Consider the following 14,428-nt stretch of genomic DNA (forward strand, 5'->3'; position numbering starts at 1 on the left):
ATCGCATGCCGTTCCTGATCGAGACGTTCGACAAGCCGAATCACCAGCACGTGCGGCAGGCCAACCGGCCCGAGCACCTGGATTACCTGGAAGCCAACAAGGCGCTGCTGCTGGCCTGCGGCGCCAAGCTCAACGATGACGGCAGCGATGGCGGTGGCGGCCTGTATATCGTCGACGTGGACTCGCGCGAGGCGGCGCAGGCATTTATCGAAGCCGATCCGTTCCACAAGGCGGCGCTGTTCGCCGAGGTGAAGATCGTGCGGTGGCGCAAGGCCTATCTGGACGGCGTCCGTCATATCTGAGCGAAGGCGTAGGCATGAAGCGATGGAAGCAACGGCCCGAAGGCGCCAACTGGGGCGACTTCGGCGAGGACGACCAGCTCGGCCGCCTGAACCTGATCACGCCGGCGCGCGTGCGAGCCGCCGCGCAGGAGATTCAAAGCGGCCGGACGTTCTGCCTGTCCCTGCCGCTGGACCTGCCCGGCGGGAACGTGCTGAACCCGCGCAGGCATCCGCCCGTGCTGCGTCCCACCTTCCGTGACGACGTGGCGTATGTGAACTTCCCGCTGGCCAAGGTCGATCCGCGCGCGCTGGACGTGCTCAGCGACGACCAGGTGCTGCTATCCATGCAGTACTCCACGCAGTGGGATTCACTGGCCCACGTTGGCGCGCTGTTCGACGCCGATGGCGATGGAGTTGCCGAACGCGTCTACTACAACGGTTTCCGACCGAATGCCGATATCGTCGGTCCGGTCGACTATGCCGAGGCCGACCACTTCGCGGCCCATTCCTGCGGGCACGACCACAGCCATGCCGACGCGCTGGGTATCGAGACCTTTGCTGCCCACGGGATTCAGGCGCGTGGCGTGCTGGTGGATCTGGCGGAGCACTATGGCCGCGAATGCCGCACGGTGGGTTACGACGACCTGATGCGCGTGGTTGACGCCGACGGCATCGAAGTTGGCAGTGGCGACATCCTCGTGCTCCGCACCGGCTTTGCCGAGATGCTGGTCGAGATGGCCGGCGAGCCCGATGCCGAACGGCTGCATCACAGCTGCTGCGCGCTGGACGGGCGCGACGACAGGCTGTTGCAGTGGATCACCGATTCCGGCATCGCCGCCATCGCCGCCGACAACTACGCCGTCGAACGTTATCCGGCCCGGCCCGTACCGGCGGAGCAGGGCCCCGTGCCGATGCTGCCACTGCATCATCACTGCCTGTTCAAGCTCGGCTTGCCGCTCGGCGAACTCTGGTACCTGCGCGACCTGGCCGCCTGGCTGCGCGCCGGGGGCCGCCATCGGTTTTTCCTGTCGGCGCCGCCGTTGCGGCTGCCCGGCGCCATGGGGTCGCCCGTGACGCCCGTTGCCACGACCTGATTCCTCTCTCTTCTCTAGGAGCCCACCATGCTGTTCATGGTTGAAATGACTGTTCGCATTCCCCAAACGCTCGACCCGGTCGTCGCCGACAAGATCAAGGCGGAAGAGAAGGCGTACTCCCAGCAGCTGCAACGCGACGGCAAGTGGCGCCACCTCTGGCGCGTGGCCGGCCTCTACGCGAACGTGAGCGTCTTTGACGTCAAGGATGCCGACGAACTGCACACGCTGCTGACCGCGCTGCCGCTGTATCCGTACCTGGATCTGAAGGTGACCGCGCTGGCGCAGCACGCCTCGGCCATCGCCCAGAACTGAGCCCCGGAGACCGCCATGCCTTTTGCTGAACTTGCGGACGTGAAGCTCCATTACCGGTTCGACGGGGATGAGAGCCTGCCCGTGCTGGTGCTGTCGAACTCCCTGGGCACCAGCCTCGACATGTGGCAGCCGCAGATCCCGGCGCTGACGCAGCGTTTCCGCGTGCTGCGCTACGACACGCGCGGCCACGGGCAGTCGTCCGTCACCGAGGGGCCGTACAGCATCGCGCAACTGGGCGGGGACGTGATCGCACTGCTAGACCATCTCGGCCTGCAACGCGTGCATTTCTGCGGGCTGTCGATGGGCGGCATCACTGGCATGTGGCTGGGCGTCCACCATGGTGACCGCCTTGACAAGCTGATCCTGTGCAATACGGCGGCTTATATCGGGCCGCCCGAGAACTGGACCAACCGTGCTGCCGCGGTAGAGCGCGACGGTGTGGCCTCGATTGCCACTGCCGTGGTCGACAAATGGCTCACGCCGGATTTCGCGGCGCAGCAGGCGGATCTGGTGCAGACGTTGCGGACGATGCTGGGCGCGACGGACGCGCGTGGTTACGCCGCGAACTGCAGGGCCGTGCGCGATTCGGATCTGCGCAACGACGTGCAGCGCATTGCCACGCCCACGCTGGTGATTGCCGGCACCGGCGACATCCCGACCCCGCCTGCGGATGGTCGATACCTGGCGGAGACCATTCCTGACGCCAAGTACGTGGAACTGTACGCCGCGCATCTCTCGAACCTGCAGCAGGTGGAGGGATTCAATCAGGCTGTGCTGGCGTTTCTGGATCGCTGATGCGTGACGCGGGCTCCCGCCGGGAGCCCGGCGGGCAGCGCTGGCAAGACATCACCGGATCTTGCCGAATCCCCCAGTGGCCCACTGCAAGCCGCTTTCCCGCGTCAGGCGGAAGTCCGGCCGCACTTTGACAGTAGCGAGCACGTCTCCGAACTGACCGACCGCCGTGAGCGTGCCGAACGGCTCGTACTCGTCCGGCGTGATAACAAGCTGGACAGTGACCGCGTCCGATCCGACTTCAACGGTCACCTGCTTGTTCAGTTGCGCGTGTAACTGCTGCTCGTGTCGGCGGATGACTTCCGCAGCGGTCTTCACCAGGGTCTGGTGCGCGGTCGCATCCAGCGGTTTCGGATCGACCTTGTTTCGGCCCATTGTCCACGGGCCGACCAGTGCGGGCTCCGTGCTGCCCTCCCTGATCATCTCGACCGCCCACCCATCTCCATCCTCGTTCTTGAGGACCCGGGCGGTCCAGCCCTTGTCTCGCCAAAGTCTGGGCTCATGGATGGGGGAGGATTCACCCTCTGAAGGGACTGTGTCGCTGTGATTCATGGATCTCGTATTCAATGCATGCGGACGTCGCCGCTGGCGCGCGGCAGCCGCTGCCATGGTGGCTGCTAAACGCCGCATTGTAATGGGATCAGTGTCTCGCCGAAATGGCGCCCACTGCCTTTGATGGCCGGCAGGGTAGCCCATGGTCCAATACCCGCGATTTCCTGAGTTGAATATCTTTGTGGAGTAAGCGAACGTCCTATGGAGCCAACAACATGAAATACTCCCTGCTCGTTGTGTTGGTCGCAGCCGCCGGATGCGCCACGCCGCCGCCGCCGGCACCTCTTCCCCCGCCGCCGCCGGCCAATGCCAGCAAGGTGGGCCAGAGCCAGATGCCGCCCAAGGCGGCAGCACAGTGCATCGGATCGAAATGGACGCAATCTTCCGGACAGCCGGCCATGATCCAGTACGTGTACGCCAACGACACGGCATTCGATGTCTTTGTCCCGGGCCAGACCCCGCCCGCCGGCACTGCCGCGATGGTGAGGCCAGCGCCGACAGGGACGGGTTCAACGCTGTACTTCCGCGGCAACGACGCCGCGGCGTCCAGTGTCTTGAGCCAGTGCCCCTAAGCGTGGCAATGTCGGCGTAGCGAAGCGCGTCAGGGGTGGCCGATGGCTGGCTTTCCCCTGGCACGCCTTTGACCGTATGTCATCGGTTTCCCGAATCATTCGTAAGTTTGGTTGACCTGCCCGGGTATGGCCTGTATAAGAATCCTTGCAGGATCATCAAGCAGACCGCAGAGTTCTTTGGCGAATCGCCACCTTCCTTGTTTCTTCCTTGACTATCGTGCCTCGCCGGTATTTTCGTCGTGCGAGAATTTTTTGGGAATGTGACATGGCAACAGGTACAGTAAAGTGGTTTAACGACGCCAAGGGCTTTGGTTTCATCACGCCGGAAGCGGGTGGAAATGATCTTTTCGCGCATTTCTCCGAAATCCAGGGCGATGGCTTCAAGTCGCTGCAAGAGGGACAGAAGGTGAATTACGTTGAAGGCAGTGGCCCGAAGGGTCCGACTGCGACGAAGATTCAGCCTTCCTGAACTGACTCGGCTGGCAACAGCTGTAAAGTTGTAAAAAAGCTCCGCAAATGCGGAGCTTTTTTATTGTGGCGGGTTTTTCCCTAGGGGAAATAGCCCCGCCGCGAGTTGAGCGGAAGGAGTAGAGTCGATGAGTAGTCGCAAAAATCCGATACCTTCCCTCTCTAAGGCGATTCAAGTATGCACGGTGCCTCCCCGCCCTTCAGCTTTCTCTGCACATTAAACGCCGAGGTCGAGCGCCTGGCCTACCATGTGGCGGTCAGTTTCCGGGACGGCAACCACCCAGCGGGTGTGCAATTCACAAGCTTCGTTGGCACCGGAAGACGTTCCTTTTCCGTGCGCAGCCCCGACAGCGATCTCCAGCCCGCGACCGGAGAGACTTGCGAACAGCTGTGCCGCATCGCCATTGGCCAGGTCCTGCGCGATCAGCTCTACAACAAGACGGTCGATGGCGATCACGTACTCGATCTTGACGTGTTGCCATGGGACGGCGAACTGAAGCCCGTGGGCGCAGGCAATATCGCAAGGCGCCCGGCACGCCGATATTCACCGGTCTAAGATGCCGGGCCCGATATATCCCTGAGGCAGGCAGTAAGAGCGTATGCTGGTGCTGCCAATCGGCAATCCATGCAACAGGAGCATCTCATGGCCAAGAGCCAACTACGCGGCAATCGCGAAGCAAAAAAACCCAAACAACCCAAGAAGCCGGCCGTGCCGGCAAGCCCGATCGGAGCGGTGCATTCGCGGATCGGCAACGACGGCGTCGGCAAACGGAAGTAAATCGGCGGAAGCCGACCGATGAGGGAGGCGCATCATGATCCATCAGGACTTTAGCCCGACATTCCAGGGGCTCCCACTTACCGCCGAGCAGGAATCGGAAGTTCGTCATTATTTGAACCGGAAGGCGCGGCTTGGCCGGCCGTGGGACACCCTGGCATTGCGGGGCATGCTGGAAGACATGCTGCTGCCGCCTGCGGCCGAGGATAGCGACGCAGGCGATACGCGGCTGGAGCGTGTCGCTGCGGCGGAACGCGCGGCGGCGTTCGTCGACGACGCGATGGAACCCATTGAAGCGTACGAGGAATGGAACGCAGCGATGGAAACCGAGGGCATGAAAGGCGGCCAGCGCTGACCTGGGCCATCGACGGCCCGAGCGCGGAGCCTGACCACCGCGAAGCTGGCACAGACGCGCTTGCCGGCGTCGCCATGACGGGTGCCTGCGGCACATCATTCGGCCCCGCCGAAAGCACTATCACCGCACTGGGGGTTGCCATGCTCGGCAGCGCTTGCCTCGCCGGGACGGCGTACCGCGGCTGGTGCCGTTGACGGAACGGAAACTCCAGGTCTTCCAGTCGGCTTGGCCGATATCAGCTCGGGCGGCGCAACGTCCTCCGTAGGTATCGGTGATTCAGGTCGCGGGTTTGTGGAGTTCCATCCCTCAACGAAGGAAATAGATGCTAGAGGCCCTTCGCCGCGCTATCTCGTTTCTGCCTACGCCGTCGCCATGGCACGACAAAGCGCCGGTCCGGGGCGAACTGTTTGGTATCGAACGGCTGGAGCAGCATGCACAAAGCCTGGCGGCCGCGCAATCCGTGACCGCCAGGCCGCCCGGGGTCCCTACGCTGCAGAGCCGCCTCAAGGACAATGCCGCGGTCTTGCTGCGCGCCTACCGGGCCAGTGCGTCCGAATTGGAGCAGGGGCGCAGCGTGGTGCCCGCCGCAGAGTGGCTGCTCGACAACTACCACCTCGTCGAAGCGCAGGTCCGTGAGATTCGCGACGCCTTGCCGGCGGGCTACTATCGCCAGCTGCCGAAACTGAGCAGCGGACCGTTTGCTGGTTATCCGCGCGTATTTGGCATTGCCTGGGCGTTTGTCGCCCACACCGACAGTCACGTCGACGCCATCGCACTGCGGCGCTTCATCGTGGCCTATCAGCGCGTGACACCGTTGACCATCGGGGAGCTGTGGGCGGTTGCCATCACGCTGCGCATCGTTTTGATCGAGAACCTGCGACGGCTGGCTGACCAGATGACGGCGGGCCGCACCGCCCGTGCGGATGCCGATGGCCTGGCGCGTCGTGTGCTGGTGGCCGGTTGCGGCCGTTCGGCGCTGGACGCCGATATTGCAGCGCGTTCCGTTTTGCCTTTGTCGGAGCTGTTTGCCGCGCAACTGGCCAAGCGGCTCCGTGACCAGGACCCCGTGACCACGCCGATCCTTGGCTGGCTGGAGGCGCGGCTCGGGCGGCAGGGCGTCTCCGTCGAGGACGTGGTACTGCATGCCCAGCAGCGGCAAGGTGCGTCCAATGTCACGGTCCGCAACGTCATCACCAGCCTGCGGTTGATATCAGATCTCGACTGGACCGAGTTGTTCGAGGATGTGAGCCTCGTCAACCAGGTGTTGTGTGCGAACAGCACGTTCGCGCTCATGGATTTTCCGTCGCGCAACCTCTACCGCAGCGCCATCGAACGCCTGGCGCGCGGCGCCGCGCTATCCGAACTGGAGATCGCCGACCGCGCCGTGGTGGCCGCACGTTCCGCCGCTGGAGCCGGGGCCGATGCCGGTCGCGTGGAATGCGCGACAGACGCCGGCTACCACCTGATCGGCGAAGGGCTCGGTGCCTTCGAGGCGTCGATAGGCTACCGACCCACCGTCGCGCAGCAGCTCAGTCGCTTTCATCTCCGGCTCGGCATCGGCGGCTACCTTGGTGCGACGTTGCTGGTCACCGTCATGCTGCTCGTCATCTCGCTGTGGTGGCTGGGCGTGCCAGTGCTGGCAGCGGCGGGCGGGTGGCCCATGCTGCTCTCGCTCATCGCGCTGATCTGGCTGATTCCCGCCAGTGAAGTCGCCTTTGCACTGATCAACCGGGCCATCGCGTGGCACTTCGGGGCGGTCATCCTGCCCGGTCTGGAGCTCTCTGCCGGCGTGCCCCGATCCCTGCGGACCCTGGTCGCCGTGCCGACGCTGTTGTCCGGCGAGCCCGAGCTGCGCGCGCAGATCGAGGGGCTGGAAGTGCACCATCTCTCCGGCGCCGGGGGAGACCTGAGTTTCGCCCTGCTGACCGACGGCGTGGACGCCGATCAGGAGGTCATGCCGGGCGATGCGCATCTGCTCGAAGTCGCCGCCGATGCCATAGCCCTACTGAACCAGCGCCATGGCCCAGGGCCAGCCGGAGACCGCTTCCTCCTGCTTCATCGGCGCCGCATCTTCAATGCGGGCGAGGGCGTCTGGATGGGGTGGGAGCGCAAGCGCGGCAAGTTGCACGAGCTGAACCGCCTGCTGCGGGGTGCCACCGACACGAGCCATGTGCCGGTGGGCGGCGTAGCGCCGCACGTACCGGCGGACGTCCGCTATGTCATTACGCTGGACGCGGACACGCGCCTGCCGCGAGACGCCGCACTGCGGCTGATCGGCAAGATCGCGCATCCGCTGAACCGGCCCCGGTTCGACACCGCGCTGCAGCGGGTCACTGGTGGCTATGCGGTCCTCCAGCCTCGGGTGACGCCGTCGCTGCCGGTGGGTCGGGAAGGGTCGTTGTTCCAGCGGGTCTTTTCCGCGCCAGGCGGCATCGATTCCTATGCCACCGCGGCTTCGGATGTCTATCAGGACCTGTTCAACGAAGGTTCGTACGTCGGCAAGGGCATCTATGACGTCGACGCCTTCGAGGCCGCACTGTCCGGCCGCATCGCCGATAACACCGTGCTCAGTCACGACCTGCTCGAAGGCATGTTCGCGCGGACGGGCCTGGCGTCGGATATCGAGGTCGTGGAGGAGTTTCCCGCGCGCCATGACGTGGCCGCCAAGCGGCAGCACCGCTGGACGCGCGGCGACTGGCAACTCCTCGGCTGGATCTTCGGACGCCATGCCGGACGCCATGCGGTGCCTGCCGTGGGCCGCATGAAGATGTTCGACAACCTGCGCCGGTCGGTCCTGCCGATATGCCAGTTGGCCGCGCTGGCGACGAGCTGGCTCGCGCCAGCGCCGCTTAACCTGCACGCCACGCTGCTGGTGCTGGCCGCCATCAGCATCCCGATCCTGCTGCCGGGCCTGCTCTCGCTGCGACGCCATCACACGGCGGTTCGATGGCTCAGCCACGCGGCAATGTGGCTGGCTGATTTGCGCACTTCGGCCATGCGGATCCTGTTCACCGTGGCATTCCTGCCGGACCAGGCGTGGAGCACCGGCGATGCCATCGTCCGGACGCTTACGCGGCTGCTCCGTACGCGGCGCCACCTGCTCGAATGGACGACTGCCGCGCAGTCGAAGCGCAATCCCCGGCTCGATCTCGTGGGGTTCTACCGTCGAATGCTGGGCGGGGTCCTGCTTGCCGTGGCGGTGGCGGCCATCGCGATCGGCGTCGCGCCGTCCGGGTGGCCGCTGGTGGCGCCATTTGCCTTGTTGTGGCTCGCCGCGCCGGCTCTCGCACTGTGGGCCAGCCGGGCGACCCGGGCAGCGCCCCGGCTCACACTGTCCGAGGCGGAAGCCGGGGAGCTGCGCCGGTTCGCGCGCCGCACGTGGCGCTACTTCGAGGTTTTCGTCACGCCGGCGGACAACATGCTGCCCCCGGACAACGTACAGGAGAGCCCCCGGCAGGTGGTGGCAAACCGGACTTCCCCGACTAATATCGGCTTGTATTTGCTGTCCGCCGTGGCCGCGCACGACTTTGGCTGGGCGGGGATGACCGAAACGGTGGAGCGGCTCGAGGCCACCTTCGATTCGCTGCGTCGGCTGTCGCGCTACCGTGGGCATTTTTTCAACTGGTATGACACCCGGGACCTGCGGGCGCTCCCGCCCGACTATGTGTCGTCCGTGGACAGCGGCAACATGGCCGGCCACCTCATCGTGCTTGCCAACGCCTGCGAGGGCTGGGCCCGCCTGCCAGCCGCCGCAGCGGAGGCCCCGGAGGCACGCGACGGCATGCAGGACAGCGTTGCGCTGGCCCATGAGGCGCTACGGAGCCTGCTTCAGGCAGGCAGCGAGCAAGGACGCGAAGTCGAGGCGTTGCTGAACGAGATCGACGATCATCTGCACGGCGCGCAACGGATGGCCACATTGATGCCCACGTTGCGGCGACTGGCCGATCACGCCACACGGTTATGCGCGGACATGCGCCCGGCCGCCGGCAATGACGCGCTGGGTGACCTCTCGTTCTGGCTTGGCGCACTGTCCAGGCGGGCTGTGGAGCACGAACGCGATGACGGCGCCCATGCCGCTGCGTCGCCGGGTCTGGGCGTCCGGCTTTCCGCGCTCGCGGCCGAGGCCCGCGAGATGGCGATGTCAATGGACTTCTCCTTCCTGTTCAACGGGGAACGCAAGCTGCTTTCGATTGGCTTTGCGATGGACGATAACCGGCTCGACACCAGTTGCTACGACCTGCTCGCCTCGGAGGCGCGACTGGCCAGCCTGTTCGCCATCGCCAAGGGTGACGTGCCCACGCGGCACTGGTTCCGCCTGGGGCGTGCCGCCACCCCGCTAGGCAGCGGTTCGGCGCTGATCTCGTGGTCGGGCTCCATGTTCGAATACCTGATGCCGTCATTGGTGATGCGTGCGCCGAAAGGCAGCCTGCTCGAGCAGACCAGCTGGCTGGTGGTGGAGCGCCAGCGCGCCTACGGCCGCTCGTTGAGTATTCCCTGGGGCATTTCGGAGTCCGCGTACAACGCGCGCGATCTCGAGTTCACGTACCAGTATTCGAACTTCGGCGTGCCCGGCCTCGGCCTGAAGCGGGGCCTCGCCGAGAACGTGGTGATCGCGCCATACGCCGCCGCGCTCGCCGCCATGGTCGACCCGCCGGAAGCGCTGCGCAACTTCAGGCACCTCGTGCGCACCGGCGCGCTGGCCCGCTACGGCTTTTATGAAGCCATCGACTTCACGCGTTCGCGCTTGCCGGAGAACCAGGACTACGCCATCGTCCGGGCATTCATGGCCCACCATCAGGGCATGTCGATTGTCGCCATCGCCAACACGCTGCTGCACGGCATCATGCGCGAGCGCTTCCATCAGGAGCCGATGATCCAGGCGACCGAACTGCTGCTGCAGGAGCGTATTCCGCGCAATGTTGCCATCGCACCCCCGCGTGCCGAAGACGTCAGGGCCTCGGCGATCGCCCCCACAGTCCAGGATTCGACGGCCAGGCGGATGTCTGGCGCGGTCGTCGGGCCACCCGTCACTCATCTGCTCTCGAACGGGCGCTACACCGTCATGCTGACGGCGGCGGGAGCAGGCTACAGCCATTGGCGCGATCTCTCGGTCACCCGGTGGCGGGAGGATGCCACCTGCGACGAAGCAGGGTCTTTCATTTTCCTGCGCGACAACGAAGACGGAAGGGTCTGGTGCGCCGGCGCGTGGATTCCCGGCAGCGATGACGTGGATGAGGACAACGAGGTGCTGTTCGTGGAGGATCGCGCTGCGTTCCATCGGCGCGATGGCGCGCTGACCACCACGCTGGACGTATTGGTATCGGGCGAGGACGACGGCGAGGTGCGGCGCGCGTCGCTGTCCAACAGCGGTCGCCGGACCCGCGAGATCACGCTGACCTCCTACGCCGGGCTGGCCCTCTCGGCGCAGGCGGCCGATGTTGCGCATCCGGCGTTCTCCCGGCTGTTCATCCAGACCGAGTACCTGGCCGAGTTCGGCGCGCTGATCGCAACCCGCCGGCCGCGTTCGCAAGCCGATCCGCAGATCTGGGCCGCGCATTTCGCGGTGGTGGAGGGCGATGTCTGCGCCGACCCGGAGTATGAATCCGACCGGGCGCGCTTCCTTGGGCGCGGTCGGACCGTCATGACGGCGAGCGCAGTGCAAGACGGCGGTCCGCTCTCGAATACGACCGGCACGGTGCTGGACCCCATCTTTGCGCTGCGGCAGCAGGTGCGCATCACGCCGGGCGGCGTGGCGCGCGTGGCGTTCTGGACCGTCGTGGCGGCGTCGCGCGCCGAGTTGCTCGATCTGATCGATAAACACCACGACCGCAGCGCCTTCGACCGCGCCCGGACCCTGGCATGGACCCAGGCCCAGGTCCAGTTGCGTCATCTGGACATCAAGTCGAACGAGGCCGCGGATTTCCAGCGGCTGGCGGCGGCCATCCTGTACGCGGACCGCCGCCTCAGGGCGCCATCCGGGGCGATCGCGCGCGGCGCGGGTCTCCAGTCCGGGCTGTGGCCGCATGCTATCTCCGGCGACCTGCCGATCGTCCTGTTGCGTATCGACGAAATCGACGATATTGCCCAGGTGCGCCAGTTGCTGCGTGCGCATGAGTACTGGCGCATGAAGCGGCTGGGCGTCGATCTGGTCATCGTGAACGAGCACGCCTCGTCGTACGTGCAGGACCTGCAGGTCGCCATCGACACGGCGGTACGCAGCAGCCAGTCGCGGCCGCGTCTGGGCGAGGAGTTCGCCCAAGGGGCGGTGTACGCGCTGCGCGCGGACCTGATGACAGCCGAAGCGCGCGCGTTGCTGCAATCCGTCGCACGCGTGGCGCTGATTGCGCGCCGGGGCTCGATTGCCGACCAGCTGGCACGGATACCCGATCCGGCGTGGGCACCGCCGGCGCCGCCGCCCCCGTTTGGGCGGGCTACAGCCATCGCGCGTTCGTCCCAGGCTCCGGCAGCGCTCGAGTTCTTCAACGGCCTGGGTGGCTTCGATCGGGACGGCCGGGAGTACGTGGTGGTGCTGGCGGACGGCGCCACCACGCCGGCGCCGTGGATCAATGTCATCGCCAACGATGGCTTTGGCTTCCAGGTCTCGGCCGAGGGCAGCGGCTATACGTGGTCCGTCAACAGTCGGGAGAACCAGTTGACGCCATGGTCCAACGATCCGGTCTCGGACCCGGCGGGGGAGGCCGTCTACGTGCGCGATCTGGTGTCGGGCGAGGTCTGGACGGCTACCGCGCAGCCCGTGCGCGATGGTGGCGAGTACATCGCCCGTCATGGCTTTGGATACAGTCGCTTTTCACACGTGGCGCACGGTATCGGGCTTGAGCTGTTGCAGCATGTGCCGGTCGATGATCCGGTGAAGATCACGCGGATGACGCTGCGCAATCTCTCCGGGGAGCATCGGCAGCTGTCCGTGACGGCCTACGTGGATTGGGTCCTCGGCCTGTCGCGAGGGGCCTCGGGCCCTTACATCGTGACCGAGTTCGACGCCGAAATCGGCGCAATGCTGGTGCGCAACCCCTGGAATCTCGCGTTTCCCGGCCGGGTCGCGTTTGCCTGCCTGGCGGGGACCACGACCAGCTGGACCGCCGATCGAAGCGAGTTCATTGGCTATCGCGGCACGCTCGCCCGACCGGCGGCGCTGGCCGGCCCGGGCGGCCCGGGCGGTGCAGCGTCGCTTTCCGGCACGGCCGGCGCGGGGATCGATCCCTGCGCGGCCCTGCAGTGCCTTGTGTCGCTCGCGCCGGGTGAATCCACCGAGGTGACCGTGCTGCTCGGGCAATGCGCCAGCGCCGATGAGGCCCGTACCATGATCGCCCGCTATCGCGGTGCGGACCTCGACGGCGTGCTCGCGGCCGTGACGGCGCAATGGACGGATCTGCTAGGCGCCGTTCAGGTCAGGACCCCGGACCGCGCGATGGACATCATGCTCAATGGCTGGCTGCTCTACCAGACGCTTGCCTGTCGCATCCGGGCCCGCTCGGCGTTCTATCAGGCCAGCGGTGCCTACGGGTTTCGCGACCAGTTGCAGGACACCATGGCGCTCACCTTCGCCCGCCCCGCCGAGACGCGGCGCCATCTGCTGCGCGCCGCCGCGCGGCAGTTCGAGCCGGGCGACGTTCAGCACTGGTGGCTGCCACACTCAGGGCAGGGCGTGCGCACGCGGATTTCGGACGATTGCGTCTGGCTGGCGTTCGCCACGGCGACCTATGTGATGGCTGCGGATGACGCCGGGGTGCTTGACGAGTGCATCCCCTTTCTCGACGGGCCGACGCTCGCTGCCGGGGACCACGACCTGTTCTTCCAACCCATGGTGGCTGAGGTCAGCGCATCGCTGTTCGAGCACTGTGCGCGCGGCATCGACCGTTGCATCGGCCTGACGGGTGAACACGGCCTGCCGTTGATCGGCGGTGGTGACTGGAACGACGGGATGAACCTGGTGGGCGCTCGCGGCAAGGGGGAGAGCGTCTGGCTGGGATGGCTTCTCGCCCGCACCCTTGCATTGTTCGCCCCGCTGGCGGACTCGCGCGATACCGTCCGCGCCGCCAACTGGCGCGCGCATGGCCTGGCATTGCGCGAGGCGCTGGAGCGGCATGGCTGGGATGGCGCGTGGTACCGCCGGGCCACCTACGATGACGGCACGCTGCTGGGCTCGACGCACAGCGAGGCCTGCCAGATCGATGCCATCGCCCAGTCCTGGTCAGTGCTGTCTGGCGTGGGCGACCCTGCCCGAAGCACGATGGCGATGGCGTCGCTCGACCGTCTGCTTGTTCGCCGCAAGGAAGGGCTCGTGCTGCTGTTCTCGCCGCCGTTCGACAGCGGCGTGGATGACCCCGGCTATCTCAAGGCCTACCCGCCCGGTGTCCGGGAGAACGGCGGCCAGTACAGTCACGCCGCGATGTGGAGCATGCTGGCCTTTGCGGAACTGGGCGACGCGGACACTGCCGTCGAACTGTTCTCGATGCTCAACCCCATCCACCACGCGCTGACGCCGGCGGCGGCGGATCGCTACAAGGTGGAGCCCTATGTGGTGGCGGCCGACGTCTATTCGGTGGCCCCCCACGTCGGCCGCGGCGGCTGGACGTGGTACACCGGGGCGGCGGGATGGATGGTGCGGGCAGGCATCGAAGGCATCCTCGGCATCCGGCGGGAGGGTGCCTGGCTGCTTGTTGCGCCACGGATTCCGGCAAGCTGGCCGGGGTTCCAGGCCACCGTCACGCTCGGTGCCGCCCATTTCGACATTCGCGTCGAGCGGGGGGGGGCCGGCGATGCGGTGTGTACCGCGATGCTCGATGACTTGTCCGTCCCCTGTGTCAACGGCGCGGTGCGCGTGCGTGTTGAGGACGGGGAGCATCGTCTGGTTCTGCGTCTCGCTGCCTGACCCCCGCTTACGCGTAGAATGCACACTGCGGCACTTTCCTGGTGCCGACCGTGATTGCAGGTGCCCGCGATTTTCGTGGGTTAAACGGGAAACAGGTGCGTCGCCCAGCCGCGACCAAGCCTGTGCTGCCCCCGCAACGGTAAGCAGGTTCGGGAACTGTCATGCCAATCCATCGGATCGGCGGCCACTGCGCGATGTTCATGGCGTGGGAAGGCGACGGATTCCCGGGTGCGCACGCTCCCACCTGTCAGCCCGGATACCGGCCTGTTGTCATCATCGAAATCTCTTGCACGGGCGGGGTCGTCCGGCTTCACGATGAAATACAACATGTTCG

11 protein-coding genes and 1 riboswitch are annotated in these 14,428 nt (G+C 66.0%); of the genes, 10 read left to right on the forward strand and 1 reads right to left on the reverse strand.

Annotated features, from left to right (window positions below; genetic code table 11):
* Positions 1–5 precede the first annotated feature (5 nt).
* Genes KHO18_RS04220 through pcaD form a run of 4 tightly spaced genes read left to right on the forward strand, consistent with a single transcriptional unit; the run spans position 6 to position 2,482 of the window.
* Positions 6–302, forward strand: a complete 297-nt coding sequence (locus KHO18_RS04220; RefSeq protein WP_144197045.1) for a YciI family protein — start codon at positions 6–8, stop codon at positions 300–302.
* Between the two features lie 14 nt (positions 303–316).
* A complete protein-coding gene (locus KHO18_RS04225; protein ID WP_144197046.1) occupies positions 317–1,375 on the forward strand; it encodes a cyclase family protein in 1,059 nt (352 codons plus the stop codon).
* Positions 1,376–1,402: 27 nt separating this feature from the next.
* Positions 1,403–1,687, forward strand: coding sequence for a muconolactone Delta-isomerase (gene catC / locus KHO18_RS04230; protein WP_144197047.1), 285 nt, complete (start codon positions 1,403–1,405; stop codon positions 1,685–1,687).
* Between the two features lie 15 nt (positions 1,688–1,702).
* Positions 1,703–2,482, forward strand: coding sequence for a 3-oxoadipate enol-lactonase (gene pcaD, locus KHO18_RS04235; protein WP_211942816.1), 780 nt, complete (start codon positions 1,703–1,705; stop codon positions 2,480–2,482).
* 51 nt (positions 2,483–2,533) lie between these two features.
* Here the strand turns inward: pcaD and KHO18_RS04240 are convergent, their stop codons facing one another.
* Positions 2,534–3,031 carry a hypothetical protein gene (locus tag KHO18_RS04240; protein ID WP_144197049.1) on the reverse strand — a complete coding sequence of 166 codons (498 nt, stop codon included), beginning with the start codon at positions 3,029–3,031 and terminating at the stop codon, positions 2,534–2,536.
* Between the two features lie 215 nt (positions 3,032–3,246).
* Here KHO18_RS04240 and KHO18_RS04245 point away from each other — a divergent pair, with 215 nt between their 5' ends.
* The 6 genes from KHO18_RS04245 (at position 3,247) to KHO18_RS04265 (ending at position 14,094) form a co-directional block, all read left to right on the forward strand.
* On the forward strand, positions 3,247–3,603 hold the full coding sequence (locus KHO18_RS04245) for a hypothetical protein (protein ID WP_144197050.1): 357 nt from the start codon (positions 3,247–3,249) through the stop codon (positions 3,601–3,603).
* Positions 3,604–3,868: 265 nt separating this feature from the next.
* Positions 3,869–4,072: a cold-shock protein gene (locus tag KHO18_RS04250; protein ID WP_144197051.1), complete on the forward strand. Its 204-nt coding sequence runs from the start codon at positions 3,869–3,871 to the stop codon at positions 4,070–4,072.
* Positions 4,073–4,249: 177 nt separating this feature from the next.
* Positions 4,250–4,627 (forward strand): hypothetical protein, encoded by a 378-nt coding sequence (locus tag KHO18_RS28370; protein ID WP_244844524.1) that lies wholly within the window; start codon positions 4,250–4,252, stop codon positions 4,625–4,627.
* A gap of 87 nt (positions 4,628–4,714) precedes the next feature.
* Positions 4,715–4,849 (forward strand): hypothetical protein, encoded by a 135-nt coding sequence (locus KHO18_RS28615; protein ID WP_280527751.1) that lies wholly within the window; start codon positions 4,715–4,717, stop codon positions 4,847–4,849.
* 34 nt (positions 4,850–4,883) lie between these two features.
* A complete protein-coding gene (locus tag KHO18_RS04260) occupies positions 4,884–5,201 on the forward strand; it encodes a hypothetical protein (protein ID WP_144197053.1) in 318 nt (105 codons plus the stop codon).
* A gap of 322 nt (positions 5,202–5,523) precedes the next feature.
* Positions 5,524–14,094, forward strand: coding sequence for a GH36-type glycosyl hydrolase domain-containing protein (locus KHO18_RS04265; protein WP_211942817.1), 8,571 nt, complete (start codon positions 5,524–5,526; stop codon positions 14,092–14,094).
* 41 nt (positions 14,095–14,135) lie between these two features.
* Positions 14,136–14,376, forward strand: a riboswitch (cobalamin riboswitch).
* Positions 14,377–14,428 lie beyond the last annotated feature (52 nt).

The organism is Cupriavidus campinensis (assembly GCF_905397395.1).
Taxonomy (GTDB): Bacteria; Pseudomonadota; Gammaproteobacteria; order Burkholderiales; family Burkholderiaceae; genus Cupriavidus; species Cupriavidus campinensis.